A 26,205-nucleotide genomic window follows, 5' to 3' on the forward strand; every position below is an offset into this window, starting at 1 on the left:
CACTGAAAATATATCCAGCCCTACGGGCGCCTGCAGACCATGATCAGCAACGAACTCAAAGCCACCATCCAGGGCGCCTACTCGCGTTTTCTCGAAGCCAAGAGCCTCAAGCCTCGCTATGGCCAGCGCCTGATGATCGCCGAAGTGGCCAAGGTACTTGGCAACATTGCCTGCGACGATGAAGGCCGCCGCGCCGGCGATCCTGCCGTTGTGGCCGTGGAGGCGGGCACCGGTACCGGCAAGACGGTGGCCTACAGCCTGGCCGCCATCCCGGCCGCCAAGGCCGCGGGCAAGCGCCTGGTCATCGCCACCGCCACCGTGGCCCTGCAGGAGCAGATCGTCTTCAAGGACCTGCCCGACCTGATGCGCAACAGCGGGCTCAACTTCAGCTTCGCCCTGGCCAAAGGCCGTGGCCGCTACCTGTGCCTGTCCAAGCTCGACATCCTGCTGCAGGAGGGTCACGCCCAGTCGGCCACGGCCCAGTTGTTCGAGGAAGAAGGCTTCCGCATCGAGGTCGACGAGCGCAGCCAGAAGCTGTTCAACAGCATGATCGAGAAGCTTGCCGGCAACCGCTGGGACGGTGACCGTGACAGCTGGTCAGAAGCCCTGGAAGACCAGGACTGGGCACGCCTGACCACCGACCATAGCCAGTGCACCGGCCGCCACTGCCCGAATTTCCAGCAGTGTGTGTTCTACAAGGCTCGTGAAGGCATGGGCAAGGTCGACGTGATCGTTACCAACCACGACATGGTGCTGGCCGACCTGGCCCTGGGCGGCGGTGCGGTGTTGCCCGACCCGCGCGACACCATGTACGTGTTCGACGAAGGCCACCACCTGCCAGACAAGGCCATCGGCCACTTCGCTCACTATTCGCGCCTGCGTTCCACCGCAGACTGGCTGGAACAGACCGCCAAGAACCTGACCAAGCTGCTGGCCCAGCACCCGCTGCCCGGCGACCTGGGCAAGTACATCGAACAGGTCCCGGAGCTGGCGCGCGAAGTGCGCACCCAGCAGCAGTTCATGTTCACCCTCTGCGAACAGGTTGCCGACTTCCGCCCCAGTGAAGACACCGAGGGCCGTGAGCGCCCGCGCTATCGCTTCGAAGGCGGCGTCGTGCCGGAACAGCTGCGCGAAGTGGGCATCGAGCTGAAAAAGGGCTTTGCCCGCCTCAACGACCTGTTCACCCGCCTGGCCGACCTGCTCAAGGAGGGCATGGACGGCGAGGTCAACATTGGCATCGCCAGCCATCAGGCCGAGGAGTGGTACCCGCTGTTCGGCAGCCTGGTCACCCGCGCCCAGGGCAACTGGGAACTGTGGACGGCCTTTACCGCCGAGGACCCGGAAGACAGCCCGCCCATGGCACGCTGGCTGACGCTGGCCGAGAGCGGTGCGATGTTCGACATCGAAGTCAACGCCAGCCCCATCCTTGCCGCCGAAATGCTTCGCCGCAGCCTGTGGAGCGTTGCCCACGGTGCGCTGGTGACGTCGGCGACGTTGACCGCACTGGGCAAGTTCGACCGCTTCCGCATGCGCTCGGGTTTACCGCGTGATGCGGTCACCTGTGTGGTGCCCAGCCCGTTCGTGCACGGTGACGCCGGCCTGTTGCGGGTGCCCGACCTCAAGGCCGACCCACGCGACGCGGCGGCACACACCGCGGCAATCATCCGCGAGCTGCCGAACATCGTCGAAGATGCCCGTGGCGCGCTGGTGCTGTTCTCCTCGCGCAAGCAGATGCAGGACGTGTTCGATGGCCTGGACCGGGACTGGCGCAAGCTGGTCCTGATCCAGGGCAACCTGTCCAAGCAGGAAACCCTGAACAAGCACAAGGCACGGGTCGACGATGGCCAGCACAGCGTGCTGTTCGGCCTGGCAAGTTTCGCCGAGGGTGTCGACCTGCCAGGCGCCTATTGCGAGCATGTGGTGATCGCCAAGATTCCATTTGCCGTGCCGGATGACCCGGTCGAAGCCGCGCTGGCGGAGTGGATCGAGGCCCGCGGCGGCAACCCGTTCATGGAAATTGCCGTACCGGACGCCTCGCTGAAGCTGATCCAGGCCTGCGGTCGCCTGCTGCGTACCGAGCAGGATCGCGGTGTCATCACCTTGCTTGACCGGCGCCTGGTCACCCAGCGCTACGGCAAGGCTATTCTCAATGCGCTGCCGCCGTTCCGGCGGGAGATTTCCTGACCGCCGGAGCACTTGCTCCGGCGTGTTGTCCATTACTCAGTCTTGGGCCCGTAAGGGGCCTGAAGGAGAGCCCCAGCCTTATGGTCCGCCTCACCCTGCCCGCCGTTTTCGCCCTGTTGTTCAGCTCGCCCTTGCTGGCGGGGCAGCAGACGCTGTTCAGCTTCGTGCGCCCGGCCTCGGTGGTCAATGTGGCGACCGAGGATGCCGGCATGCCGCAGTACAACGCGGAGCAAACGGCCGAGGGCGAGGTGTTGCGGCGTGTGGTGTTCAACCCGGTCGAGCGGCCGACCCTGCGCCTGAGCCCGCAAGGCGGGGCGTGGGACTGGTCAGCCGGGCAGTTCCTCACGTTGCGTTTGCAAAGTGCCATGGACTGGGCGCTGACGGTGGATGTCACGGTGCAAGGCAGCGATGGGCGCACATTGACCAGCCGTATCGACTTGCCGGCCGGCCCCGCGCAAACCGTGATGGTGCCGCTGACGGCCAGCTCGCCGCTAAGCCAGGGCATGCGCGCCGGCCCACCCATGCCGTGGAACCACGGCGGCCAGCGCTTGCTGCTGACCAGCAGCGCGGGTGCGGTAGACCTCAAGCAGGTGGCCTCGGTCAGCCTGAGCATCCCCAACCCCAAGGTGGCGCAGAACCTGCTGATCGAGCGGGTGGGCATCCAGGATGACGACCTGGCCTACAAGGCCGCGTACCAGGATCTGATCGATGCCTATGGCCAGTCCACTCGCGGCAATTGGCCCGAAAAGGTGGCCAATGACGAGCAGCTCAAGGCGGCCGATACGCGTGAACAGCAGCAGCTCAAGGGCTGGCTGGCTGAGCGTGGCAAGCAGCAACTGGACGGCTACGGCGGGCTGCTGGGCGGGACTGCGTTCGAGGCCAAGGGCTTCTTTCGCACCGAAAAGCGTGATGGGCGCTGGTACCTGGTCACACCGGAGGGGCACCCGTTCTACTCCCTGGGGGTCAACGCCGTTGCTGCAGACGGCGGGCGTACTTACGTCGTCGGCCGTGAAGGCATGTTCAAGGCGTTGCCGGGCGAGGGCGATGCACTGGCCGCATTCTATGGCGAAGGCAATAACGACGATGGCAATGCCTCGTCACAAGGGCGCAACTTCAAGCAAGGGCGCTGGTTCGACTTCTATGCCGCCAACCTGCAGCGTACCTACGGCAAACCCTGCCCGCCTGCTGTGGAAGGGCAGCCAGCCAATTGCCCGCCACCGGCGCTGGACGCTGCGCGCTGGCAGGCACATGCGCTCGACCGTTTGCAGGCCTGGGGTTTCAACACGGTCGGCAACTGGAGCGAGCCCGCTCTGGACCAGGCCAAGCGTATGCCCTATACCTTGCCGCTGTCGATCGTGGGCGATTACGCCAGCATCAGCACCGGCATGGACTGGTGGGGCAGCATGCCCGACCCGTTCGACCCGCGTTTTGCCATGGCCACCGAGCGCGCCGTGGCCATTGCCGCCCGTGATCACCGTGACGACCCTTGGCTGATCGGCTATTTTGCCGACAACGAGCTGGCCTGGGCTGCACCAGGCAGCGATCCCAAGGCGCGTTATGGCCTGGCCTACGGCACCTTGCGCCTGACCACCGATGTTCCTGCGAAGCGTGCCTTCCTCAAGCAGCTACGCGACAAGTACCGTAACCAGGAAGGCCTGTCCAAGGCCTGGGGCATCGAACTGACCGCCTGGGAACTCATGGAAGACCCAGGCTTCGAGGCGCCGTTGCCTGACCCGGAACACCCGGAAATCGAGCGCGACTACCAGCACTTCCAGCAGGTGTTCGCCGAGACCTACTTCAAGACCATTGCCGATTCATTGAGGTGGCATGCACCCAATCACCTGCTGCTGGGTGGCCGCTTTGCGGTGAGCACGCCGGAGGCGGTCAAGGCCTGTGCCGAGTTCTGCGATGTGCTCAGCTTCAACTTCTACACCCTCAAGCCGCAGGACGGCTACGACTTTGCCCGCCTGGCCGAGCTGGACAAACCGGTGCTGGTGTCCGAGTTCCAGTTCGGTTCGCGCGATCGCGGGCCGTTCTGGCCGGGGCCGCTGGAGCTGGCGCGTGAAGAGGACCGCGGCCCGGCCTACGGCAACTTCCTCAAGGCGGCCCTGGCGGAGCCGATGATCGTTGGCGCGCATTGGTTCCAGTACCTCGACCAGCCAGCCAGCGGCCGCCTGCTTGACGGCGAGAACGGCCACCTCGGGCTGGTGGCGATCACCGATGTGCCGTACCCGGGGTTTGTCGACGCCGTGCGCAAGAGCAACCTGCAGGCCATGGGCCAGTTGCGCACCCAGCTGGAAAAACCCGCTCCCTGACAAAAGCCTGCCTCTTGTGGGAGCGGGCGTGCCCGCGAATCAGGCGACGCGGTGGATGGCACCGGCTATGCCGGTGTTCGCGGGCACGCCCGCTCCCACAGGGATTCGACAGTGTCGGATTTTGGGTGAGTTCAGCTTGGCTACCGTTCGTCGCGACCATTTGGCCCAAGCCAGTTTGCAAAACACCCAACTACTGAAACAATGCACACCTTTTTTGGACATGGTCCTACGGAGTACAGCGGGTGCAGATCCAGGGTCACTATGAGCTGAAGTTCGAAGCCGTGCGCGAAGCCTTTGCCGCGCTGTTCGACGATTCCCAGGAGCGTGGCGCTGCGCTGTGCATCCAGGTCGGGGGCGAAACCGTCGTCGACCTGTGGGCCGGCAGTGCCGACAAGGATGGCCAGCAGGCCTGGCACAGCGACACCATCGCCAACCTGTTCTCCTGTACCAAGACCTTCACCGCCGTCACCGCCCTGCAACTGGTGGGCGAGGGCAAGTTGGCCCTCGATGCCCCTGTGGCCAATTACTGGCCCGAGTTCGCCCAGGCCGGTAAACAGTCGATCACCCTGCGCCAGCTGCTCAGCCACCGCGCCGGCTTGCCGGCCATCCGTGAGCTGCTGCCCGCTGAAGCCCTGTATGACTGGCAGGCCATGGTCAATGCGCTGGCGGCTGAAACGCCATGGTGGACACCCGGAAGCGAACACGGTTATGCCGCCATCACCTACGGCTGGCTGATTGGCGAGCTGATTCGCCGCGCCGATGGCCGTGGCCCTGGCGACTCGATCGTGGCCCGCACCGCCCGCCCGTTGGGGTTGGACTTTCATGTCGGCCTGGCAGACGAAGAGTTCCACCGCGTGGCGCATATCGCCCGTGGCAAAGGCAACCCAGGGGATGCCGCCGCGCAGCGCTTGTTGCAGGTGACCATGCGCGAGCCCGAGGCGCTGTCGACCCGTGCCTTCACCAACCCGCCGGCGATCCTGACCAGCACCAACAAGCCTGAATGGCGACGTATGCAACAGCCAGCGGCCAATGGCCATGGCAATGCCCGCAGCCTGGCGGGCTTTTATGCCGGGTTGCTGGACGGCAGCCTGCTCGAATCCGAACTGCTGGATGAACTGACCCGCGAGCACAGCCTCGGCCAGGACCGCACCCTGCTCACCCAGACCCGCTTTGGCCTGGGCTGCATGCTCGACCAGCCCGATGTGGCCAATGCCACCTTTGGCCTCGGCGCCCGCGCCTTCGGCCACCCAGGTGCCGGTGGCTCGGTCGGTTTTGCCGACCCGGAGCACGATGTGGCGTTCGGTTTCGTGGTCAATACACTCGGGCCTTACGTGCTTATGGATCCACGCGCCCAGAACCTGGTCCGTGTTCTTGCCAGTTGCCTTTGATCGGGTAATGCGGGTATTGCCCCGCCCCTTTGACTATCCTCAATGCCAGCGCCTCAAGTGCGCTGGCAAAATCTCTTTCTATTTCATGGTGTATCGCTGATGTCTTCACATAAAACCTTAGCACTCGCCCTGTGCCTGACCGCCGTTACCGGCTGCGCCAGTCATTCTCCGGACGGCTCCAAGGAAGGTGGCTTCAGCTGGTGGCCCTTCGGTTCCGACAAGGTCGCCGAGCAGGAAGTGAAGGCAGCCGTCACTGAAAAAGTGGCCAAGGCCGATGCCAAGTCCGAAAGCGCCAGCCGCTGGTGGTGGCCGTTCGGCGGTGATGACAAGCAAGCCAAAGGGCCGGTCGTGCCGAAGATCGACCAGAAGGCCACCCAGGCTTGGCTGGACGAGTACGAGCCCAAGCTGCGCGAAGCCATCAAGGACAGCAAGCTGGAGCTGGAGCGCCGCGACAATGTGCTGGCGGTCACCCTGCCGGTGGACAGCTCGTACAACCCTGATCGCCCGAACATGCTGCTGCCAATGACCCTCGGCCCGATCACTCGTGTGGCCAAGACCGTCGAAGGCGACCCCAAGACTGCCGTGCTGGTCCTGGGCCATGCCGACAGCAGCGGCGTTGCCGCTGCCAACCAGAAGCTCAGCCTGGAGCGCGCCGCTTCGGTATCGGCCATCTTCCGCCTCAGCGGCCTGCAGCGTGACCGCCTGACCCTCAAGGGCATGGGCTCGGTCATGCCACGCGCCGCCAACGACAGCATCGAGGGCCGTGCCCTGAACCGCCGCGTTGAAATGCTGCTGACCCCGCAGAACACCATGGTTGCACTGTTGGCCAAGTACCAGCAGGCCGCCCCGGCACCTGCACCGGCCTCGATGGTTGCGGTGCAGGATGCCAAGGCACCTGCCGCCAAGGCCGTCGACAGCAAGCCAGCTGCGAAGAAGCCCGCGGCGAAGAAACCCGTTGCCAAGGCCAAGGCCCCTGCCAAGACCGCGGCCAAGAAGCCAGCCGCGCCGGCCAAGGCAGCCGCCAAGCCTGCCGCCAAGAAAGCTACCGCTGACAAGAAAGTAGCTGCCAACAGCCCTGCGAAGACCAACTGATCGTCAAGGAACGCAGCAATGACCCAATCCCTGGCCGATATGCGCCGCGACTACACCCGTGATGGCCTGGCCGAAGCCCAGGCCCCGGGGGAGCCGTTCGCTTTGTTCCACCAGTGGTTTGCCGATGCGGTGAAGACCGAGCAGGTACCGGTGGAAGCCAATGCCATGACCCTGGCGACTGTGGACGGCGAAGGCCGCCCGCATTGCCGCGTACTGTTGTTGAAGGGGCTCGATGAGCAGGGCTTTACCTTCTTCACCAACTACGAAAGCGCCAAGGGCCAGCAACTGCAGGCCAACCCTTTTGCGGCCATGACCTTCTTCTGGCCGGCGCTGGAGCGCCAGGTGCGCATCGAAGGGCGGGTGGAAAAGGTCACGGCCAAGGAGTCGGACGACTACTACCAGGTGCGCCCGCTGGGCAGCCGCCTGGGCGCCTGGGCTTCGCCGCAGAGCCGGGTGATTGCCGGTCGTGAAGAGCTGGAGGGCCTGGTCAAGGCCACCGAGGCGCGCTTCTCCGACACCCAGCCGCACTGCCCGGAGCACTGGGGTGGTTATCGTCTGTTGCCTGAGCGCATCGAGTTCTGGCAGGGGCGGGCCAGCCGCCTGCATGACCGGTTGAATTACCGGTTTGTGGATGGGCAATGGCAGCGGGAGCGGCTGGCGCCCTGATCTGTGATCCAACCAAATGTTGCCGGGGCCGCTTCGCGGCCCTTTCGCGACACAAGGCCGCTCCCACACGGTGGTCTAATGGACCCTGACCCTACCTCGTAAAACCCGCCGCCTCCCGTTCCAGCCAGCCTGCCAGTTGCTTACGCCCTACCTTCTCCTGCCGCGCCTGGGCCAACCTTTCCAGCATGAACGCGCGCTTCTCAGGGTCAGCCCCCGCCAGCGACAACGCCAGGTCACGGTCCATCCAGCGGCGCATGCGTACATACAACCACCCGTGGAAATACAGCCCGGCAACGGTGGTGACCACGACGATGAAGTAATCCATGGCTATCCTTGGTCTCAATTGATGGGCCTAGGGCACAACCGCACAGGCTGTACCCCGGCTGAATGAAAACAATTTTATTACGTTTGTACCGTGACAGCCGTCAACGTGCAGCGTCTAATGAGCACCTGACTTATGGAGACTTTACCCATGCGTAAATCCGCTTTGCTGGTGGCGACCTTTACCACCATGTCGCTGCTGCTGGGGGGCTGTGCCTCGAGCCTGACCGGTGACAGCTACTCCCGTGATGAAGCCCGCCGCGTGCAAACCGTGCGCATGGGCACCATCGAATCCCTGCGCCCGGTCAAGATCGAAGGTACCAAAACCCCGATCGGCGGTGGCGCTGGCGCCATCGTTGGTGGCGTAGCCGGCAGCGCCGTGGGCGGTGGCCGTGGCAGCATTGTTGCAGCCGTGATCGGTGCCGTGGCCGGTGGCCTGGCCGGGTCCGCTGCAGAAGAAGGCCTGACCCGCACCCAAGGCGTCGAAATCACCGTGCGTGAGGACGATGGCAGCATGCGTGCCTACGTGCAGGCCGTGCAGGAGAACGAAATCTTCCGCGTCGGCGACCGCGTGCGCATCATGACGGTTGACGGTACCAGCCGCGTTTCGCACTGACCGTAGCGCAGTAAAACAAAACCCCGACATGGCTGCTGCCAGTCGGGGTTTTTTTCATGCTTCAGCCACGTCAGCCAATACGGGTTTTGCGGCTGGCCATGGCGGTGACGGCGTAGCCGATCACGGCGGCGAAGAACGAGCCGGTAAGAATGCCCATGCGGTCCATGCCGGCGTAATCACTGCTACCCGGGGCGAAGGCGAGGGAGCCAACGAACAGGCTCATGGTGAAGCCAATGCCGCAGAGTATCGCCACCCCCAGTATTTGCCCCCAGCCGGCACCCTCAGGCAGCGCAGCCATGCGCAGCTTGACCGCCAGCCAGGTCAGGCCGAAAACGCCCACGGTCTTGCCCAGCAGCAGGCCAACCGCGATGCCCATCGGTACCGGGTGGGTGAAGCTGTCTACGGTCATGCCTGCCAGCGAGACGCCGGCATTGGCGAAGGCGAAAATCGGCAAAATGGCATAAGCGACCCAAGGATGCAGGGCATGCTCAAGGGACAGCAGCGGCGAAGTCTCGGCGTTGCGGGTACGCAGCGGGATGCACAATGCCAGGGCGACACCCGCCAGCGTGGCATGCACGCCGCTCTTGAGTACGCAGACCCACAGGATCAGGCCTACGATCATGTACGGCCCAAGCTTGACCACGCCAAGCCGGTTCATCGCTATCAGCGCCACCAGGCACGCAGCGGCCAGCAGCAGCGACACGCTCGACAGGGTCCCGGAGTAGAACAGGGCAATCACGATGATCGCACCCAGGTCGTCGATGATTGCCAGGGTCATCAGGAACAGCTTGAGCGATACCGGTACGCGTTTGCCCAGCAGGGCCAGCACGCCGAGGGCGAAGGCGATGTCGGTGGCAGTGGGGATCGCCCAGCCGGCCACGGCCGCCGGGTTGTCACGGTTGATGAACCAGTAGATCAGTGCTGGCACCACCATGCCGCCCACGGCAGCAGTGGCGGGCAGGATCACCTGGGAAGGTTTGGACAGATGGCCGTCGACCACCTCGCGCTTTACCTCAAGGCCGATGAGCAGGAAGAACAGGGCCATGAGGCCGTCATTGATCCACAGCAACAAAGGCTTGGCGATATTCAGCGCGCCGACCTGGACGACGACGGGCACATCGAGCAGCCCGCTGTACAGGTAGGACAGTGGCGAGTTGTTGATGATCAGGGCCAGAACGGCGGCGGCGATCAGCAGCAGGCCGCTGGCGGCTTCAAGCTGGAAGAAACGGGTAAACAGGCTACGCACGGGCTATAGGCTCTCCATGAGCAGTTTACGAATGGAACGGGCGTACACCCTAGCCTGTGACGATATGCTTTAAAACAAAAACTATATTCGTTTTTGTTATATGGTGTTGCCGGCTAGGCTGTGTAAAGCCTAGATGCAGATGGGGGAGGAAGGGAGAGGGAAAGTCTGATGTCTGGGTTGGATATTTCTGATTCCTGTCAGGGCCTCTTCGCGGGTGAACCCGCTCCTACAGGGAGTCGATTGTCCGTGTAGGAGCGGGTTTACCCGCGAAAGGGCCCTGGCAGGGGGTAAAGTATCAAAGGCCGAGCATATCCCGCGCTACCGCCTCGGCAATACGGATCCCGTCCACGCCCGCCGACAGAATCCCGCCCGCGTAGCCGGCCCCTTCACCTGCCGGGAACAGGCCTTTCAGGTTCAGGCTCTGGTAATCCTCACCCCGGGTAATGCGCAGTGGCGATGAGGTCCGCGTCTCGATCCCGGTCAGCACCGCGTCATGCAGGTTGTAACCCTTGATCTGCCGGTCGAACGCCGGCAATGCCTCACGGATTGCTTCGATGGCAAAGTCCGGCAGGCTCGGCGCCAGGTCGCCCAGGGTCACGCCAGGCTTGTAGGACGGCTCGACACTGCCCAGCGCGGTCGACGGCCGGCCTGCAACGAAGTCACCCACCAGCTGCGCCGGGGCCTGGTAGTTGCTGCCGCCCATTACATAAGCGTGGGCTTCCAGGCGCTCCTGCAGTTCGATACCGGCCAGCGGGCCGCCCGGGTAGTCGCGTTCGGGGTCGATGCCGACGACGATACCGGAGTTGGCGTTACGCTCGTTTCGCGAGTACTGGCTCATGCCGTTGGTGACGACCCGGCCTGGCTCGCTGGTGGCCGCGACCACGGTGCCACCCGGGCACATGCAGAAGCTGTACACCGAACGGCCGTTCTTGGCGTGGTACACCAGCTTGTAGTCGGCAGCGCCAAGTTTCGGGTGGCCGGCGTACTTGCCCAGGCGAGCCTTGTCGATCAGCGTTTGCGGGTGCTCGATACGGAAGCCGACCGAGAACGGCTTGGCTTCCATGTACACGCCCTTGGCGTGCAGCATGCGGAAGGTGTCACGGGCGCTGTGGCCAAGGGCCAGGACCACATGACGCGAGTGCAGCTGTTCGCCACTCTCCAGCACCACGCCGGTCAGCTGGCCGTCTTCGACCAGCAGGTCGGTGACCTTTTCCTGGAAGCGCACTTCTGCGCCGAGGGCGATCATGTCCTGGCGCATCTGCTCGACCATGCCGGTGAGGCGGAAAGTGCCGATGTGCGGTTTATTGATGTACAGGATCTCGTCCGGCGCACCGGCCTTGACGAACTCTTCCAGCACTTTGCGGCCGTGGTGCTGCGGGTCCTTGATCTGGCTGTACAGCTTGCCGTCAGAGAAGGTACCGGCGCCGCCTTCGCCGAACTGCACATTGGACTCCGGGTTGAGCACGCTCTTGCGCCACAGGCCCCAGGTGTCCTTGGTGCGCTGGCGCACTTCCTTGCCACGTTCGAGGATGATCGGCTTGAAGCCCATCTGCGCCAACAGCAGGCCGGCGAAGATGCCGCACGGGCCGAAGCCGACCACGATCGGGCGTTCCTGCACGTCGGCCGGGGCGTGGCCGACATACTTGTAAGTCACATCCGGTGCCGGGCCGATGTTGTGATCGTCGGCGAACTTGCTGAGCAGCTCGGCTTCGTTGCTGGCTTCGAGGTCGATGGTGTAGATGAACAGCAACTCGCTGTTCTTCTTGCGCGCATCGTAGCTGCGCTTGAACAGGTTGAAGCTGAGCAGTTGCTCGTCGCGGATGCCCAGGCGCTGGACGATGGCTTCACGCAGCGCTTCGTCGGGATGGTCCAGGGGCAGCTTGAGTTCGGTGATTCGTAGCATGGCAGGGTCCAGTATCCCGGCCATGGGCGGCCGGCGGCTTTACACAAACCGCCAAGTATAAGCTGTTAGCCGCCCCGACTGGCAGGATAAAAGCACCCGGCGATCAGTTGTCGCGCGCGCCGCCGTAGTAACCGCAGCCCTGCAGGGTCTTGCCGTCGATGCGCAGCTCGGCACGCAGGTGGTGGATGGCGCCAGTGGCGCTGTCTACGCAGCGCTGCGGCGCGACCCACAGTTCCACGTGCTGGCCGTTGGCTTCGCTGGTGAGGGTCAGGCCACCGCCGGGTACTTCTTCTTCCAGAAACGGCAGGGGCAGAGGCTGCTGGCCGATGCGATTGAGCACCATGCCCTTGCCGCTGGCCTTGATGTCCCACTCGGGTTCATGGCCATTGGCGCGCAGGGTCAGCTGCTTGAAGTTGGGGTCTTCGCAGGCGCGCGTGGAGGGTTCCAGGCGGTACAGGCGGCGCACTTCCAGCTGGCCGTCGTTGTTGGCCTGTTTGCTGCCAGTGAGGCGGCCACGGACGTCGGCGAACAGTTTGTCGTTGGCGTCCTTGGCGAGGTTGGCGGCCTCCTGCAGGATGCCGGTGGCGCCGACGTCGTTGATCACGAACGTGCGGTTTTCGCTGCACGGCTTGAACAGCAGCTGGCCACCGGCGGCACGCAGTTCGCCCTGCATGCGCGTGGTGCCGATGTTCGGGTCGCTTGGCGCGTCAGCCATGAGCTGGCAGCCGGCGAACAGGGGCAGCAGGGCGGTGAGCAGCAGGGTGGGGGTGAGGCGCATGATGAGGCGGGCTCCGGGATCTTTGCCATGAAAGCTGGCCACGTTACGCAGGCTGACGGCGGATCTCAAGTTAATGGTTGCCTGTACTGGCCTCTTCGCGGGTAAACCCGCTCCCACAGATTCGGCGCATCACTGAAGACTTGTGCGGTCCCTGTGGGAGCGGGTTTACCCGCGAAGAGGCCAGTACAGGCAGTACAAATCTGGCAGGCAGAGAAAAGGGCCCGAAGGCCCTTGTCCATTAACCGCCGAGGTACGCGTCGCGCACCTTCGGGTCGGTCAACAGCGCTTCCCCCGTCCCCTGCATCACCACCCGGCCGTTCTCCAGCACATAGGCGCGGTCAGCGACCTTCAGCGCCTGGTTGGCATTCTGCTCCACCAGGAACACGGTCACGCCATCGCGGCGCAGCTGTTCGATGATGTCGAAGATCTGCTGGATGATGATCGGTGCCAGGCCCAGCGAAGGCTCGTCGAGCAGCAACAGCTTGGGCTTGCTCATCAGCGCCCGGCCAATGGCGAGCATCTGCTGCTCGCCACCCGACATGGTGCCGCCACGCTGGATATAACGCTCCTTCAGGCGCGGGAACAGCTGCAACACCTTGTCCAGCTGCTCCTGATAGTCGCCCTTGTTGGTGAAGAAGCCACCCATCGCCAGGTTTTCCTCGACGGTCAGGCGGGCGAACACGCGGCGGCCTTCAGGCACTACGGCAATGCTCTTGCGCATGATGTGCGAGGACGGCTGGCCGACCAGTTCTTCACCCAGATACTTGATGCTGCCACTGTGCGCCTGCGGCGAGCCGCACAGGGTCATCAGCAAGGTCGACTTGCCGGCGCCGTTGGCACCGATCAGGGTGACGATCTCGCCCTGGTTGATCTCCACGTTGACGCTGTGCAGCGCCTGGATCTTGCCGTAGAAGGTGGAAACGTTTTCGAACTTCAGCATTTACGCTTCCCCCAGGTAGGCTTTGATCACATCAGGGTTGTCGCGGATTTCTTCCGGCGTGCCGTGGGCCAGGGGGGTGCCCTGGTTGATCACCACGATATGGTCGGAGATGCTCATCACCAGCTTCATGTCGTGCTCGATCAGCAGCACGGTGACGTTGTGCGACTCACGCAGGTAGGCGATCAGTGCCTTGAGGTCTTCGGTTTCCTTCGGGTTCAGGCCCGCGGCCGGTTCGTCGAGCATGATGATGCGCGGCTGGGTCATCATGCAGCGGGCGATTTCCAGGCGGCGTTGCTGGCCGTAGGCCAGGGTGCCGGCGGTACGGTTGGCGAATTCGGTCAGGTTGACCTTCTCCAGCCAATACTGCGCGCGCTCCATGGCCTCCTTCTCGCTGCGGCGGAAGCTCGGGGTCTTGAACAGGCCTGCGAAGAAGTTGGTGTTCAGGTGACGGTGCTGGGCGATCAGCAGGTTTTCCAGCGCGGTCATTTCCTTGAACAGGCGCACGTTCTGGAAGGTCCGCACCACGCCCTTGCGGGCGATCTGATGGCCGGCCAGGCCCTGGATCGGCTGGCCATCGAGCAGGATGGTGCCGCCGCTGGGCTTGTAGAAACCGGTGAGGCAGTTGAACACCGTGGTCTTGCCGGCGCCGTTCGGGCCGATCAGCGCCACCACCTGTTTTTCCTTGACGGTCAGGGCCACGCCGTTGACCGCCAACAAGCCGCCGAAGCGCATGCTCAGGCCGCTGACTTGCAGAATTTCGCGGCTCATCGACGCAGCTCCATGTGTGGACGTTGCATAGGCAGCAAGCCTTGCGGACGCCAGATCATCATCAACACCATCAGCGCACCGAACATCAGCATCCGGTATTCGCTGAACTCACGCATCAGCTCGGGCAGCAGGATCATCACGATGGCCGCGAGAATCACGCCCAGTTGTGAGCCCATGCCGCCGAGCACGACGATGGCGAGGATGATCGCCGACTCGATGAAGGTGAACGACTCCGGTGTGACCAGGCCCTGGCGCGCAGCGAAGAAGCTGCCGGCGAAACCGGCGAAGCAGGCACCGAGGGTGAAGGCCGAGAGCTTGATGATGGTCGGGTTCAGGCCCAGCGCACGGCAGGCGATCTCGTCTTCACGCAGGGCTTCCCAGGCGCGGCCGATCGGCATGCGCAGCAGGCGGTTGATCACGAACAGCGCCAGCAGGGCAAGCAGCAGGGCCACCAGGTAGAGGAAAATGACCTTGTTGATCGAGTTGTATTCCAGCCCGAAGAACTCATGGAAGGTCTGCATGCCCTCGGCGGCACGGCGTTCGAAGGTCAGGCCGAAGAACTCCGGCTTGGGGATGTTGCTGATGCCGTTGGGGCCGCCGGTCCAGTCGGTGAGGTTGCGCAGGAACAGGCGGATGATCTCGCCGAAGCCAAGGGTCACGATCGCCAGGTAGTCACCGCGCAGGCGCAGCACCGGGAAGCCAAGCAGGAAGCCGAAGGTGGCGGCCATCAGGCCGGCAATGGGCAGGCACACCCAGAAGCTCCAGCCCAGGTAGTGCGAGAGCATGGCGTAGCTGTAGGCGCCGACGGCGTAGAAGCCGACGTAACCCAGGTCGAGCAGGCCCGCCAGGCCGACCACGATGTTCAGGCCCAGGCCCAGCAACACGTAGATCAGGATCAGCGTGGCGATGTCGACCGCACCGCGCGAGCCGAAGAACGGCCACACCAGTGCCGCGACGATCAGACCAATGATCACATAGCGCTGGGTCTTGGGCAGGGTCAGGTAGTTGCTGACGGCCGGCGGGATCAGCTTGCGATCCGAACGGCGGCCCATCACCGAACTCCACTGCTTGTCGAACAGCACGCGCAGGAACATCAGTACCGAGCACACGGCGATGATGCTGATGGTGAACGAACCCTGGCTGTGCACCACCAGGCTGATGCCGTCGATGCTCAGTTTCAGGCCCAGTACCGGGAAGGCCACGGCCCATACCAGCAAGGCGCTGAAGAACGCCTGTTTGAGATTTCTGTTCATACTTTTTCAACCTCCGGGCGGCCCAGGATGCCGGTCGGCCGGAACAGCAGGACAAGAACCAACAAGCCGAATGCCACCACGTCCTTGTACTGGTCGCCGAAGATGTCGGCGCCGAACGCTTCGGCCACACCCAGCACCAGCCCGCCGAGCATGGCGCCCGGGATGCTGCCGATGCCACCCAGCACCGCCGCGGTAAAGGCTTTCAGGCCCACCAGGAAACCGGCGTTAGGGTTGATCACCCCGTACTGCATGCTCAGCAGCACGGCCGCCACGGCTGCCAGGGCGGCACCGATGACAAAGGTGAGGGCGATGATGTTGTTGGTGTTGATGCCCAGCAGGTTGGCCATCTTGATGTCTTCGGCGCAGGCGCGGCAGGCGCGGCCCAGCCGAGAGCGGGAGATGAACAGGGTCAGCAGGGTCATTGCCACCAGAGTGACGACGAACACCAGGATCTGCATGTAGCTGATCAGGACTTCTTCAGCACCGCCCGGCCCGAAGGAGATGCTCCCAGGGATCAGGTTGGGGATGGATTTGTCCTTGGAGTCCTGGGAAAGCAACACAGTGTTCTGCAGGAAAATCGACATGCCGATGGCGGAAATCAGCGGGATCAGACGGTTGCTGTTGCGCAGGGGGCGGTAGGCAACCCGTTCGATGCTGTAGCCATAGGCACTGGTGACGAAGATCGTCGCGACGAAGGCCACGGTCATCAGGATCGGCAGCGAATGGATACCCATCATGGCCAGGCCCGCCAGGGCGATGAAGGCCACGTAGGAACCGATCATGTACACCTCGCCGTGGGCGAAGTTGATCATGCCAATGATGCCGTACACCATCGTGTAGCCGATGGCGATCAAGGCATAGGTGCTGCCGATGGTCAATCCATTAACCAGTTGTTGGAAGAAATGGTAGATCTCAGGCATTACAGCGCTCCTAAAAACCTGATTTGCATTTCGCTGGCGGGGGTATGCCAGGAAACCGCGGGTGACGGTTTTAAGATTTTCAGGTGGGCCTGCCCCCGGATCGCGGGGGTCGGGCCCATGAACCTCGTAAAACAAAGCCCACTGCTCGCACAGTGGGCTTCTACGGTCAGCTATTTAGTCACGCAGTTACTGAGGGGAGACTTCGGTCTTCGGCTTGCCGAAGTGCCATTCGTAGACCACGAACTTGAAGTCTTTCAGGTCGCCTTTCTCGTCATACGACAGGGTGCCGGTAGGGGTCTTGAAGGAACCGGCGTGGATGGCAGCTGCCACCTTGTCGGTGTCTTCGGACTTGGCGGCCTTGATGCCCTGGGCGATCAGCTCGACAGCCGAGTAGGCAGGGAACACGAACGGGCCGCTTGGGTCCTTGCCGTCAGCCTTGATGGCGTCGACGATCTTCTTGTTCTCCGGGTCGGCATCGAACGACTTCGGCAGGGTGACCAGCAGGCCTTCGGAAGCGTTCTGGGCGATCTGCGAAATCGAGTCGTTACCCACGCCCTCCGGGCCCATGAACTTGGCTTTCAGGCCTTTTTCCTGAGCCTGGCGCAGGATCAGGCCCAGCTCTGGGTGGTAGCCGCCGTAGTAGACGAAGTCGACGTTGTTCTGCTTGAGCTTCTGGATGATCGACGAGAAGTCCTTGTCACCCGCGTTCAGGCCTTCGAAGACGGCAACCTTGGTGCCTTTGCTTTCCAGGGTCTGCTTGACCGCAGTGGCGATGCCTTCACCGTACTGCTGCTTGTCGTGCAGTACTGCAACCACTTTCGGTTTGACGTGGTCGGCGATGTAGTTGCCGGCCGCCGGGCCCTGGGCGCTGTCCAGGCCGATGGTGCGGAAGATCAGCTTGTAGCCACGGGCGGTGATTTCCGGCGAGGTGGCGGCGGGGGTGATCATGATCACGCCTTCGTCTTCGTAGATGTCGGACGCAGGCTGGGTAGAGCTGGAGCACAGGTGGCCGATGACAAACTTGACGCCGTCGTTGACCACTTTGTTGGCGACTGCCACGGCCTGTTTAGGGTCGCAGGCGTCGTCGTATTCCTTGGCTTCGAGCATCTTGCCATCGACGCCGCCCGCGGCGTTGATATCCTTGATGGCTTGCTTGGCGCCGATGAACTGCATGTCGCCGTACTGGGTCACTGGACCCGTCTTCGGACCGGCGATGCCGATCTTGATGGTATCGGCGGCAAACGAATGGCTGGCTACCCCGGCCAGTACCATTGCGGCGAACAGCTTGGAAATCTTGATCATAGTGCTCCACTCATTCTGTTGTAATTCTTATAGTCCTGGCGGCCAGGGCTACAGACCGGGCGGGATTTGCGGCGTGGCCATGCCAACGCGCAAGCCCACCTTCCCCCGGAACATGTCCCGGAACTGTACCGGTACAGTGTAGAGCGCTGTTCGAGCGCTTGAAAAGCGGTCAAAAAGTGCCTGTTTCCTGGGTTGTCGCTTGCTCGACAGAAAGATACAAAAAGGCGCCATCAAACTGCCTGTATCTGCGACCCCGCCCCACAAGTTCTGGGTCAATCGACCAAATTACATATTTGAAACCGGGTTTTTCTGCAAAAATGCCGACCTTTTTTATTGGCCGATTTTTGCGGATACCACCCATGACTGATCAAACAAGCACCCTCTATGCCAAATTGCTTGGCGAGACAGCAATCATCGAGTGGAAAGCGCTGGAGCGTTTCTGGGCCAAGGGTGACCTGATTTGGGTCGACCCCAGCCTGGACCTGATCACCGTTGCCGAGGCGATGGCCGAGAATCGCGGCGAGATCTTCGCCAAGTGGCGTAGTGATGGCACTGTTGGGCCCGTGTCGGCCGAGCAGGCACTTGACCTGCAAAGCCGCGATCCAGAGATCTGGGCGGTGGTGGTTTCGCCGTTCATCGTGATTCAGACGAAGCGCCCGGCTGAGGCATGATCTTTTTTGGTGCGCAAAAATGCGCAGCAGCCCCGTTTTGGTGCTTGAAGGCGTTCAAGGCGGGTAGAGGTAAGTAACAATTCGGCGTGGCGGTAACAGTTTACGGGATGCGTAATGTGTCCACCGTTCCGGCCAGCCTGGAAAACAATTCGAATAGCCAGGAGTCATTGATGAGCACTGCACTACCTTCGCTTGGATTCGCCGGCATTGGCCTGATGGGCCTGCCCATGTGCCGACGCCTGCTGGCGGCGGGGTACCCGCTGACCGTGTGGAACCGCAGCCCGGACAAGTGTGCCGCGCTGGTCGCTGCCGGCGCGCGCCTGGCCAACAGCCCCGCTGAACTGTGCCAGGGCAGCGACATGGTACTGCTGTGCCTGGCCGACACGGCCGTGGTGCGCGAGGTGGTGTTCGGCGAGCACGGCATTGCCCAGGGTGGGCGCAGTGGCCAGTTGCTGATCGATTTCTCCAGCCTGGAACCCACCGCCACTCGTGAAATGGCCGCTGAGCTTGCGGTGCTGTGCGGCATGGCCTGGCTGGATGCCCCGGTGTCAGGCGGCACACCCGGTGCCGAGGCCGGTACCTTGGCGATCATGGTTGGCGGTGAAGCGGCCGACCTGCAGCGTGCACGTCCAGTGCTGCAGGTGCTTGGTCAACGCGTGACGCACATGGGGGCGGTGGGCGCCGGGCAAGTGACCAAGGCCTGCAACCAGATGATCGTGGCGTGCAATGCCCTGGTGATCGCCGAAGTGGTGGCGCTGGCCGAGCAGTCCGGGGTGGACGCGACGCTGATCGCCGAAGCACTGGCGGGTGGCTTTGCCGATTCCAGACCGCTGCAGATCCTCGCGCCGCAAATGGCCGAGAGCCGCTTCGAGCCAATCAAGTGGCACGTGCGCACGCTGCTCAAAGACCTGGATGGCGCAGTCAAGTTTTCCCGTGAGCAGGGTTCGGCGACGCCGCTCAGTGGCCTCGCCGCGCAGCTGATGCGCCTGCACGGTAGCCAGGGTTACCTGCAAAAAGATCCGGCGACCCTTGTAGAACTGTACCGCAACAAGGGCTGACTGCCTCGCTTTGACGCTGCGGCCGTTCCAGTAGCGGCCGCAGTTCGGCCAGCGGTACCGGGCGGCCAAACAGGTAGCCCTGCAGGTAGTCGCAGCCGTGGGTTTCAAGGAATGCCTGTTGTTCGACGGTTTCCACGCCTTCGCTGACGACTTTCAGGTGCAGGGTGTGCGCCATGACGATGATCGCCTGGACGATCTCGCGGTCCTTCTGGCTGCCCGGCACATCCTGCAGGAAGGTGCGGTCGATCTTCAGCACATCCAGCGGCAGGCGCTTGAGGTAGGCCAGTGACGAGTAGCCGGTGCCGAAGTCGTCGATCGACAGCGCCACGCCCAGGGCACGCACGCGCTTGAGCAGGCTGACGGTACGCTGGATATCGCCCATCAGGGCGTTTTCGGTCACTTCCAGTTCCAGGTTACGGGGCGCGAGCCCGGCGTTGAATAGCGCCTGCTCCACTTCATTGGGCAGTTCGTCGTGGCTGAGGGTTACCGCCGAGCAATTGACCGTCACCTTGATATCGCCATAACCGTGGCGCTGGAGGTGCGCCAGGTCGGCGCAGGCGTGGCGCATCACCCACAGGTCAAGGTCGATGATCAGGCCGTTGGCTTCTGCAATGCCGATGAAGCGGTCGGGCGCCAGCAGGCCGTGCTGCGGGTGATGCCAGCGCACCAGCGCTTCGAGCTTGGCCACCTGCCCGCTGCGCATGTCGAAGATGGGTTGGTAATGCACGCACAACCCACGCTCTTCGAGCAGGGCCACGCGCAGCTCTTCTTCCAGCTGCAACGCGAGGGAGGCCTGGGTTTTCAGGTTTTCGTTGAAAAAGTGCAGGCTGTTGCGCCCGCTGTCCTTGGACTGGTACAGGGCCAGGTCGGCATGCTTGAGCAGCTCTTCGGCGCTGGTGCCGTCGTCGGGGAAGATGCTGACGCCAATGCTGGTGGTCATGACCATGCGCCTGCCGCCCAGGTCGATGGGCTCTTTCATCCGTTGCATGATGCGTTGTGCCAGGTGGCGGGCTTCGTCGCAGTTGTTGAGGCTGGTGACCACGCAAAACTCGTCGCCGCCCAGGCGTGCAACCAGGTCCTGATTGCGGGTGGCGGCCTTGATGTGATTGGCGATCACCTTGAGCAGTTCGTCGCCAGCATCGTGGCCAAGGCTGTCGTTGATGCGCTTGAAGTGGTCGATGTCGAGGAACATCACTGCCAGGCGGTTTTCAGTGGCGTGGTGATCGGCCAGGCGCTCGGCGAACACCTGGTTGAAGCCACGGCGGTTGACCAGGTTGGTCAGGGCGTCGTAGTGCGCGGCCTGCTGCAGCGAGGCGCGGGCCTGGTCCAGCTGGCTGAGCAGCATGCTGACCCGGCGCAAGTCGTGCTCCTTGCTCTGCAGCTTCTTGTCGGCCAGTGCGGCGCTGATGCTGGCGCCACTGATCAGCAAGGTGATGAAGCCGATGCCCAGCCCCAGTTGCAGGCTGTTGTCGCCAGAGGGGAGGCGCAGTGCGGTGTCGGCCGGGATCACCAGAGTCATGGCTGCCATGGCGGTGAAGTGGGTGGCGACGATACCACCTGCCATCAGCAGGCTGGCGCCGTACTTCATGGCCTGGTGCAGGGTGCCGCTGCCATTGCGCAAGTACCGGGCCAGGCACAGCGCAGCCAGGCTGGTAAGCAGGGCAAGGGCGGCAGAGGCCAGCAGCAGGCCAGTCTGGTAATACTGGCGGGCGCCGGTTTCCATCGCCGCCATGCCGACGAAGTGCATGAGGATGATGCCCAGGCCGATCAGAACTGCGCTTAACAGGAAATGGTGCGCGCGCATCTGGCGGCGGTCGAGGCTGTGCATGGTCACCCAGGCGACGCCCAGGGCGATGAGCAGGGAAAGAATGGTCAGGGAAGCATCGTAGTGCACCTCTACCGGCGCCTGGAAGGCCAGCATGCTGATGAAGTGCATGGCCCAGATGCCACCGGCCAGGCAGCAGGCGCCTAGCATGTGCCATTGTCGGTGGGCAGTGGGGTCTTCGCTGTGGGAATGGCGCTCGGCCATGTCCAGGGTGGCAAAGCAGGCCGCGCTGGCAACGAAGTAGGCGAGCAGCACCAGGAACGGTTCATGGTGGCAATCGATAATGATGCGCCCGGTTGCCGGGAGGTCGGCGAACAGTTGCAGCCCCAGCCATTCCATTGAGTGCCCCATGATCGAGTTTTCACTCGTCTGCGCTACAACCCTGAGCAGACTGTCCAGAGGCAGTATAGGAAGAGGTGTTTAAGCCTTCCTGAATAATGGCACATTGATTTCTACGATTTGGTTATCAACCCAATCGCCAGCAGGCATAAAGAAGGGTGTAGGAGCAGCCTTGTGCTGCGAAGAGGCCGCATGCCTCACAATAATCTTGTGAGGGCATACGGCCTCTTCGCAGCACAAGGCTGCTCCTACAGGAGGGTGGTCAGGCCACCAGGGGGCATGTCAGATCAGCCAGCCACCAGCACGCGAATGGCCTCAAGGCGCAAGGCGGCCTTGTCCAGCATCGCCAGGCCATCTTCACGCTGCTTGCGCAGGGCTTCGATTTCGCTGTCGCGCACGCTCGGGTTGACCGCTTGCAGTGCCACCAGGCGGGCCAGCTCTTCGTCGGCCTCGGCGGCCAGGCGGCGCTGGGCTTCGGCTACACGCTCGACGTGCGTCGGCATGATTTTCTCTTCACCGCCACTGATACGCTTGGCGAGCACGTCACGCTGGGCCTGGACGAACTTGTTGGCGCTGGCGCGTGGCACGCTTTCAAGCTGCTCGTTGAGCGTTTCGAAAGCCACGCGGGAGGCCAGGTCGTTGCCATTGGCATCCAGCAGGCAGCGCAGTGCCGCCGGTGGCAGGTAGCGGCCCAGTTGCAGGCTGCGTGGTGCCACCACCTCGCTGACGAACAGCAATTCGAGCAGGACGGTGCCCGGCTTGAGTGCCTTGTTCTTGATCAGCGCCACGGCGGTATTGCCCATGGAACCGGAAAGCACCAGGTCCATGCCGCCCTGCACCATCGGGTGCTCCCAGGTGAGGAACTGCATGTCCTCACGCGACAGTGCCTGGGCACGGTCGTAGGTGATGGTCACGCCTTCGTCGTCGCCCAGCGGGAAGCTGGCATCGAGCATCTTTTCGCTCGGCTTGAGGATCAGGGCGTTCTCGGAATGGTCTTCACTGTCGATGCCGAAGGCGTCGAACAGGGTTTCCATGTAGATCGGCAGGGCAAACTGGTCGTCCTGTTCGAGAATGTCCTCGACCAGCGCCTGGCCTTCGCCGGCACCGCCGGAGTTGAGCTCCAGCAGGCGGTCGCGGCCAGTGTGCAGTTCGGCTTCCAGGCGCTCGCGCTCGCTGCGGGCGTCGTCCACCAAGGCGTCCCAGGCCTTGCTCTCGCCACCTTCAAGCAACGGCAGCAGGCGTGGGCCGAACTGGTGCTGAAGGGCGTTGCCGGTGGGGCAGGTGTTGAGGAAGGCGTTGAGGCCTTCGTGGTACCACTGGAACAGGCGCTCTTGCGGGCTGTCCTGCAGGTACGGGATGTGCAGCTGGATGGTGTGCTTCTGGCCGATCCGGTCAAGGCGGCCGATACGCTGTTCGAGCAGGTCGGGGTGCGCTGGCAGGTCGAACATCACCAGGTGATGGGCGAACTGGAAGTTGCGGCCTTCGCTGCCGATCTCGGAGCAGATCAGCACTTGCGCACCGAACTCTTCGTCGGCGAAGTAGGCGGCGGCGCGGTCGCGTTCGAGGATGTTCATGCCTTCATGGAACACCGAGGCCGGAATGCCGGAGCGTACGCGCAGGGCGTCTTCCAGGTCCATGGCGGTTTCGGCGTGCGCACAGATCACCAGCACTTTGGTGCGCTTGAGCATTTTCAGGGTGTCGATCAACCAGTCGACGCGCGGGTCGAAACGCCACCAGCGCTCGTCGTCAGCCACATCACCCTGGGCCTGGAAGGCCACTTCCGGGTACAGCTCGGCGTGCTCGCCGGCTGGCAGCTCGCGGTACTGCTCGGGCGTGGCCAGCGGGTAGGGGTGCAGCTGGCGCTCCGGGAAGCCCTGGATCGCCGCACGGGTGTTACGGAACAGGACGCGGCCGGTGCCGTGGCGGTCCAGCAGTTCGCGGATCAGGCGTGCGCTGGCCTGGCTGTCGCCGTCGCTGACCGCAGCCAGCAGGGCTTCGCCTTCGGCACCCAGGAACCCCTGGATGGTGGCGTGGGCCTTGGGCGACAGGCGGCCTTCGTCGAGCAGCTCCTGCACGGCTTCAGCCACCGGGCGATAGTGCTCGCTTTCGGCGCGGAATGCCGCCAGGTCATGGAAGCGGTTGGGGTCGAGCAGGCGCAGGCGGGCGAAGTGGCTGTCCTGGCCAAGCTGCTCGGGGGTGGCGGTGAGCAGCAATACGCCCGGGATCACCTGGGCCAGTTGCTCGACCAGGCCGTATTCGGCGCTGACCTGGTCTTCGTGCCAGACCAGGTGGTGGGCCTCGTCGACGACCATCATGTCCCAGCCAGCAGCAAACAATGCGTCCTGGGCCTTTTCGTCGTCGACCAGCCATTCCAGTGCAACCAGCGCCAGCTGGGCATCCTCGAACGGGTTGCTGGCGTCGCTTTCGATAAAGCGCTCGGCATCGAACAGGGCCACCTGCAGGTTGAAGCGGCGGCGCATTTCCACCAGCCACTGGTGCTGGAGGTTTTCCGGCACCAGGATCAGCACGCGGCTGGCGCGGCCCGACAGCAGCTGGCGATGGATCACCAGGCCGGCCTCGATGGTTTTACCCAGGCCCACTTCGTCGGCCAGCAATACCCGTGGGGCGCTGCGGTCGGCGACTTCGCGGGCGATGTGCAACTGGTGGGCGATCGGTTGCGCACGGCAGCCGCCCAGGCCCCACAGCGCCGACTGCATCTGCTTGCTGGTGTGCTGCAGGGTGTTGTAGCGCAGGCTGAACCACGACAGCGGGTCGATCTGCCCTGCAAACAGCCGGTCGCTGGCCAGGCGGAACTGGATGAAGTTCGACAACTGGGTTTCTGGCAGGGTACGCGGCTGGTTTTGCCCGTCCAGGCCGTGGTAGACCATCAGCCCGTCGATGTCATCGACTTCGCGCACGGTCAGCTTCCAGCCCTCGAAGTGGGTGATCTGGTCACCTGGCGAGAAGCGCACGCGGGTCAGCGGCGCGTTGCGCAGGGAATACTGGCGGGTGTCGCCAGTGGCCGGGTAGAGCACGGTCAACAGGCGGCCATCCTGCGCCAGGATGGTACCCAGGCCGAGCTCTGCTTCGCTGTCGCTGATCCAGCGTTGCCCCGGTTGATACTGCTGCGCCATACTGCCTGAACTCCCGCGATGAAAAAGCCGATTATGTTAACGGATCGGCCGGTCAGACCAAAGTGCGAACGCACCGAAAGGTGCCGATCGACAACAGGAAGTAAGTCAGTCTAGCCGTTTCATCGTCTCGCACCGTGCAGCTGACGAGGGCCTCGGATCAACATGTCTGCCAAGCACCGCTGGATCAGCGCTTCCATGGCCGTGGGCAGCCTGTTGCTGCTGGCCGCCTGCGAGCAGAAAAACTTCGAGACCTTGCCGGCCATCCCGATGGAGCAGCTTGAGGTCCTGGGCGTGCAGACGCCGATCAAGAGCGTGCACTTTCGTGACCGCGACGGTGAAGGCCTGTTGGTGTTGAGCCGCAGCGATGGCCAGGCCAGCGACCCGGAAAGCGAACAGGAAGTGGACAAGGTGGTGCTCAAGGCCACCTTGTACGGGCGCACTGCCGAAAGTGACGCATTCAAGGCACGCTGGCAGATCGAGCAGGAAACCACCTGCCCCGGGCTGGACCTGGACGTGGACTTCTACACCGACGTCAGTGATGTCAGCGACCTGAACAAGGACGGTGTCGCCGAGGTTACCGTGGCCAGCCATGCCTTCTGTGGCGGCGGTATCGACCCGCATGACATCGCCATCGAAATGCGCGAAGGGCAGGCCAGCTACACCATCACCGGCCATTCGCTGATCAGCCCGGCGGGTGAGGAGCCGATTGGCGGCGACCGGGATGACAGCGCCTCGCTCCAAACCGCGCCGCAGGTGCTGCGCGACCACTTGGATGCGGTGTGGCAGCAGGTTTACAAGCGGCCCTGGAGCGAAACCAGCCCGCCAGGCGACGACGACCCTGACGACGAAGCCGAGTAATTGTTGTCCATGACATCAAGGTAAACCCGCGCCTGCCGATACAGGGGGCATAGGAGAACGTCCATGCTGCCGCCAATCATTCCGCTCAGCGCCGCCCCGGTGACCTCGCAACAGGACCCGGTCAAGCCGACCCCCGACATCAAGCCGGTGGTGCCGGCGCAGCCTGCGTCCAGCGAAAGTGGCATCGACCTCAAGCACCAGCGCGACCCGCAGGAGCAGGTGCTGTTGCTGCGCGAGGAACAGCGTCGCCAGCAGCAGCGTCGCAAGCAGGGCGAGCAGGACCGCTACAGTGCCATGCCAGGTGACGAGGTCAACGCAGACAACACCGTGCCGGTGGCCCCGTTGATGGGTGAGCACGTGCGCCAGGGGCTGCTGGTGGACATCGAAGTCTGACGCGGGGCTGGTCAGCGCCTGCGCCTGGCTTCATCATGCAAGCCTCAGTTGATCGTCGAGCCCGCCCATGAGCCAAGACAACCTCATCGATTTTGATGCCGAACGCGCCAAGCGCGTCCACGACCTCAAGGAAAAGCGCCTGAACGAAATGCGCAACGCGTTCGAGCAGGCCTTGCCGTTGAGCACCAGCAAGAAAAAGAAGCCCAAGGGCAAACCGAAGAAGCGCTGAAACTTG

The 26,205-nt window shown here is 63.3% G+C and carries 22 protein-coding genes; 11 read left to right on the forward strand and 11 right to left on the reverse strand.

Annotated features, from left to right (window positions below):
• Window positions 1-39 precede the first annotated feature (39 nt).
• The 5 genes from dinG (at window position 40) to pdxH (ending at window position 7,645) form a co-directional block, all read left to right on the forward strand.
• A complete protein-coding gene (dinG, locus tag ABOC32_RS09170; protein WP_426810811.1) occupies window positions 40-2,184 on the forward strand; it encodes an ATP-dependent DNA helicase DinG in 2,145 nt (714 codons plus the stop codon).
• 80 nt (window positions 2,185-2,264) lie between these two features.
• A complete protein-coding gene (locus ABOC32_RS09175; RefSeq protein ID WP_426810812.1) occupies window positions 2,265-4,499 on the forward strand; it encodes a beta-galactosidase in 2,235 nt (744 codons plus the stop codon).
• Window positions 4,500-4,741: 242 nt separating this feature from the next.
• Window positions 4,742-5,887, forward strand: coding sequence for a serine hydrolase domain-containing protein (locus ABOC32_RS09180; RefSeq protein WP_426810813.1), 1,146 nt, complete (start codon window positions 4,742-4,744; stop codon window positions 5,885-5,887).
• Window positions 5,888-5,986: 99 nt separating this feature from the next.
• The gene (locus ABOC32_RS09185) at window positions 5,987-6,979 is read left to right on the forward strand and encodes an OmpA family protein (RefSeq protein ID WP_426810814.1); all 993 of its coding nucleotides are present in this window, start codon (window positions 5,987-5,989) and stop codon (window positions 6,977-6,979) included.
• 18 nt (window positions 6,980-6,997) lie between these two features.
• Entirely contained in the window at window positions 6,998-7,645 is a 648-nt protein-coding gene (gene pdxH / locus ABOC32_RS09190; RefSeq protein WP_234229642.1) for a pyridoxamine 5'-phosphate oxidase, read from the forward strand.
• A 91-nt stretch (window positions 7,646-7,736) separates the two neighbouring features.
• Here pdxH and ABOC32_RS09195 read toward each other — a convergent pair whose 3' ends face one another.
• Window positions 7,737-7,970 (reverse strand): hypothetical protein, encoded by a 234-nt coding sequence (locus tag ABOC32_RS09195; protein ID WP_426810815.1) that lies wholly within the window; start codon window positions 7,968-7,970, stop codon window positions 7,737-7,739.
• A gap of 147 nt (window positions 7,971-8,117) precedes the next feature.
• On the opposite strand from ABOC32_RS09195, the gene ABOC32_RS09200 reads away from it, so the two are divergent.
• A complete protein-coding gene (locus ABOC32_RS09200) occupies window positions 8,118-8,582 on the forward strand; it encodes a glycine zipper 2TM domain-containing protein (RefSeq protein WP_009684613.1) in 465 nt (154 codons plus the stop codon).
• A 70-nt stretch (window positions 8,583-8,652) separates the two neighbouring features.
• Here ABOC32_RS09200 and nhaA read toward each other — a convergent pair whose 3' ends face one another.
• The 8 genes from nhaA to ABOC32_RS09240 form a co-directional block, all read right to left on the reverse strand.
• Complete coding sequence (gene nhaA, locus ABOC32_RS09205) at window positions 8,653-9,828, reverse strand: Na+/H+ antiporter NhaA (RefSeq protein WP_426810816.1); 1,176 nt, start codon at window positions 9,826-9,828, stop codon at window positions 8,653-8,655.
• 295 nt (window positions 9,829-10,123) lie between these two features.
• Window positions 10,124-11,731, reverse strand: a complete 1,608-nt coding sequence (locus tag ABOC32_RS09210) for an NAD(P)/FAD-dependent oxidoreductase (RefSeq protein ID WP_059395484.1) — start codon at window positions 11,729-11,731, stop codon at window positions 10,124-10,126.
• A 103-nt stretch (window positions 11,732-11,834) separates the two neighbouring features.
• Entirely contained in the window at window positions 11,835-12,509 is a 675-nt protein-coding gene (locus tag ABOC32_RS09215; RefSeq protein WP_426810817.1) for a COG3650 family protein, read from the reverse strand.
• 238 nt (window positions 12,510-12,747) lie between these two features.
• On the reverse strand, window positions 12,748-13,449 hold the full coding sequence (locus ABOC32_RS09220; RefSeq protein ID WP_016498257.1) for an ABC transporter ATP-binding protein: 702 nt from the start codon (window positions 13,447-13,449) through the stop codon (window positions 12,748-12,750).
• Window positions 13,450-14,217, reverse strand: a complete 768-nt coding sequence (livG, locus tag ABOC32_RS09225) for a high-affinity branched-chain amino acid ABC transporter ATP-binding protein LivG (RefSeq protein ID WP_003254878.1) — start codon at window positions 14,215-14,217, stop codon at window positions 13,450-13,452.
• The gene (locus tag ABOC32_RS09230; protein ID WP_086977870.1) at window positions 14,214-15,470 is read right to left on the reverse strand and encodes a high-affinity branched-chain amino acid ABC transporter permease LivM; all 1,257 of its coding nucleotides are present in this window, start codon (window positions 15,468-15,470) and stop codon (window positions 14,214-14,216) included. The genes livG and ABOC32_RS09230 overlap by 4 nt, the downstream gene beginning before the upstream one ends.
• Window positions 15,467-16,390 (reverse strand): high-affinity branched-chain amino acid ABC transporter permease LivH, encoded by a 924-nt coding sequence (gene livH, locus ABOC32_RS09235; protein WP_086977869.1) that lies wholly within the window; start codon window positions 16,388-16,390, stop codon window positions 15,467-15,469. Before livH ends, ABOC32_RS09230 begins: the two co-directional genes overlap by 4 nt.
• A gap of 186 nt (window positions 16,391-16,576) precedes the next feature.
• The gene (locus tag ABOC32_RS09240) at window positions 16,577-17,692 is read right to left on the reverse strand and encodes a branched-chain amino acid ABC transporter substrate-binding protein (RefSeq protein ID WP_104833306.1); all 1,116 of its coding nucleotides are present in this window, start codon (window positions 17,690-17,692) and stop codon (window positions 16,577-16,579) included.
• Between the two features lie 359 nt (window positions 17,693-18,051).
• On the opposite strand from ABOC32_RS09240, the gene ABOC32_RS09245 reads away from it, so the two are divergent.
• Together ABOC32_RS09245 and ABOC32_RS09250 are read left to right on the forward strand one after the other, a co-directional pair.
• Window positions 18,052-18,363, forward strand: coding sequence for a DUF2288 domain-containing protein (locus ABOC32_RS09245; RefSeq protein WP_426810818.1), 312 nt, complete (start codon window positions 18,052-18,054; stop codon window positions 18,361-18,363).
• Between the two features lie 170 nt (window positions 18,364-18,533).
• Window positions 18,534-19,421 carry an NAD(P)-dependent oxidoreductase gene (locus ABOC32_RS09250; protein ID WP_426810819.1) on the forward strand — a complete coding sequence of 296 codons (888 nt, stop codon included), beginning with the start codon at window positions 18,534-18,536 and terminating at the stop codon, window positions 19,419-19,421.
• Here ABOC32_RS09250 and ABOC32_RS09255 read toward each other — a convergent pair.
• Both ABOC32_RS09255 and rapA read right to left on the reverse strand, forming a co-directional pair.
• Complete coding sequence (locus ABOC32_RS09255) at window positions 19,321-21,585, reverse strand: putative bifunctional diguanylate cyclase/phosphodiesterase (protein WP_426811584.1); 2,265 nt, start codon at window positions 21,583-21,585, stop codon at window positions 19,321-19,323. The genes ABOC32_RS09250 and ABOC32_RS09255 overlap by 101 nt on opposite strands.
• A 287-nt stretch (window positions 21,586-21,872) precedes the next feature.
• A complete protein-coding gene (gene rapA, locus ABOC32_RS09260) occupies window positions 21,873-24,719 on the reverse strand; it encodes an RNA polymerase-associated protein RapA (RefSeq protein WP_426810820.1) in 2,847 nt (948 codons plus the stop codon).
• A gap of 162 nt (window positions 24,720-24,881) precedes the next feature.
• On the opposite strand from rapA, the gene ABOC32_RS09265 reads away from it, so the two are divergent.
• The 3 genes from ABOC32_RS09265 to ABOC32_RS09275 all read left to right on the forward strand — a co-directional run bounded on the left by ABOC32_RS09265 (window position 24,882) and on the right by ABOC32_RS09275 (window position 26,199).
• Entirely contained in the window at window positions 24,882-25,577 is a 696-nt protein-coding gene (locus tag ABOC32_RS09265; RefSeq protein WP_426810821.1) for a M949_RS01915 family surface polysaccharide biosynthesis protein, read from the forward strand.
• 63 nt (window positions 25,578-25,640) lie between these two features.
• The gene (locus ABOC32_RS09270) at window positions 25,641-25,970 is read left to right on the forward strand and encodes an aspartate-semialdehyde dehydrogenase (protein WP_234229655.1); all 330 of its coding nucleotides are present in this window, start codon (window positions 25,641-25,643) and stop codon (window positions 25,968-25,970) included.
• A gap of 67 nt (window positions 25,971-26,037) precedes the next feature.
• Window positions 26,038-26,199 (forward strand): hypothetical protein, encoded by a 162-nt coding sequence (locus ABOC32_RS09275; protein WP_003254864.1) that lies wholly within the window; start codon window positions 26,038-26,040, stop codon window positions 26,197-26,199.
• The last annotated feature ends 6 nt before the right edge of the window (window positions 26,200-26,205 follow it).

Source organism: Pseudomonas sp. WOUb67, assembly GCF_050058005.1.
GTDB classification, from domain to species: Bacteria; Pseudomonadota; Gammaproteobacteria; order Pseudomonadales; family Pseudomonadaceae; genus Aquipseudomonas; species Aquipseudomonas putida_R.

Excerpts from the sequence above, each read along its gene's own strand:
- dinG (WP_426810811.1), top strand. The coding sequence starts at position 40 with ATGATCAGCAACGAACTCAAAGCCACCATCCAGGGCGCCTACTCGCGT.
- ABOC32_RS09175 (WP_426810812.1), top strand. The coding sequence starts at position 2,265 with ATGGTCCGCCTCACCCTGCCCGCCGTTTTCGCCCTGTTGTTCAGCTCG.
- ABOC32_RS09185 (WP_426810814.1), top strand. The coding sequence starts at position 5,987 with ATGTCTTCACATAAAACCTTAGCACTCGCCCTGTGCCTGACCGCCGTT.
- pdxH (WP_234229642.1), top strand. The coding sequence starts at position 6,998 with ATGACCCAATCCCTGGCCGATATGCGCCGCGACTACACCCGTGATGGC.
- ABOC32_RS09195 (WP_426810815.1), bottom strand. The coding sequence starts at position 7,970 with ATGGATTACTTCATCGTCGTGGTCACCACCGTTGCCGGGCTGTATTTC.
- ABOC32_RS09200 (WP_009684613.1), top strand. The coding sequence starts at position 8,118 with ATGCGTAAATCCGCTTTGCTGGTGGCGACCTTTACCACCATGTCGCTG.
- ABOC32_RS09210 (WP_059395484.1), bottom strand. The coding sequence starts at position 11,731 with ATGCTACGAATCACCGAACTCAAGCTGCCCCTGGACCATCCCGACGAA.
- ABOC32_RS09215 (WP_426810817.1), bottom strand. The coding sequence starts at position 12,509 with ATGCGCCTCACCCCCACCCTGCTGCTCACCGCCCTGCTGCCCCTGTTC.
- ABOC32_RS09220 (WP_016498257.1), bottom strand. The coding sequence starts at position 13,449 with ATGCTGAAGTTCGAAAACGTTTCCACCTTCTACGGCAAGATCCAGGCG.
- livG (WP_003254878.1), bottom strand. The coding sequence starts at position 14,217 with ATGAGCCGCGAAATTCTGCAAGTCAGCGGCCTGAGCATGCGCTTCGGC.
- ABOC32_RS09230 (WP_086977870.1), bottom strand. The coding sequence starts at position 15,470 with ATGAACAGAAATCTCAAACAGGCGTTCTTCAGCGCCTTGCTGGTATGG.
- livH (WP_086977869.1), bottom strand. The coding sequence starts at position 16,390 with ATGCCTGAGATCTACCATTTCTTCCAACAACTGGTTAATGGATTGACC.
- ABOC32_RS09240 (WP_104833306.1), bottom strand. The coding sequence starts at position 17,692 with ATGATCAAGATTTCCAAGCTGTTCGCCGCAATGGTACTGGCCGGGGTA.
- ABOC32_RS09245 (WP_426810818.1), top strand. The coding sequence starts at position 18,052 with ATGACTGATCAAACAAGCACCCTCTATGCCAAATTGCTTGGCGAGACA.
- ABOC32_RS09250 (WP_426810819.1), top strand. The coding sequence starts at position 18,534 with ATGAGCACTGCACTACCTTCGCTTGGATTCGCCGGCATTGGCCTGATG.
- ABOC32_RS09255 (WP_426811584.1), bottom strand. The coding sequence starts at position 21,585 with ATGGAATGGCTGGGGCTGCAACTGTTCGCCGACCTCCCGGCAACCGGG.
- rapA (WP_426810820.1), bottom strand. The coding sequence starts at position 24,719 with ATGGCGCAGCAGTATCAACCGGGGCAACGCTGGATCAGCGACAGCGAA.
- ABOC32_RS09265 (WP_426810821.1), top strand. The coding sequence starts at position 24,882 with ATGTCTGCCAAGCACCGCTGGATCAGCGCTTCCATGGCCGTGGGCAGC.
- ABOC32_RS09270 (WP_234229655.1), top strand. The coding sequence starts at position 25,641 with ATGCTGCCGCCAATCATTCCGCTCAGCGCCGCCCCGGTGACCTCGCAA.
- ABOC32_RS09275 (WP_003254864.1), top strand. The coding sequence starts at position 26,038 with ATGAGCCAAGACAACCTCATCGATTTTGATGCCGAACGCGCCAAGCGC.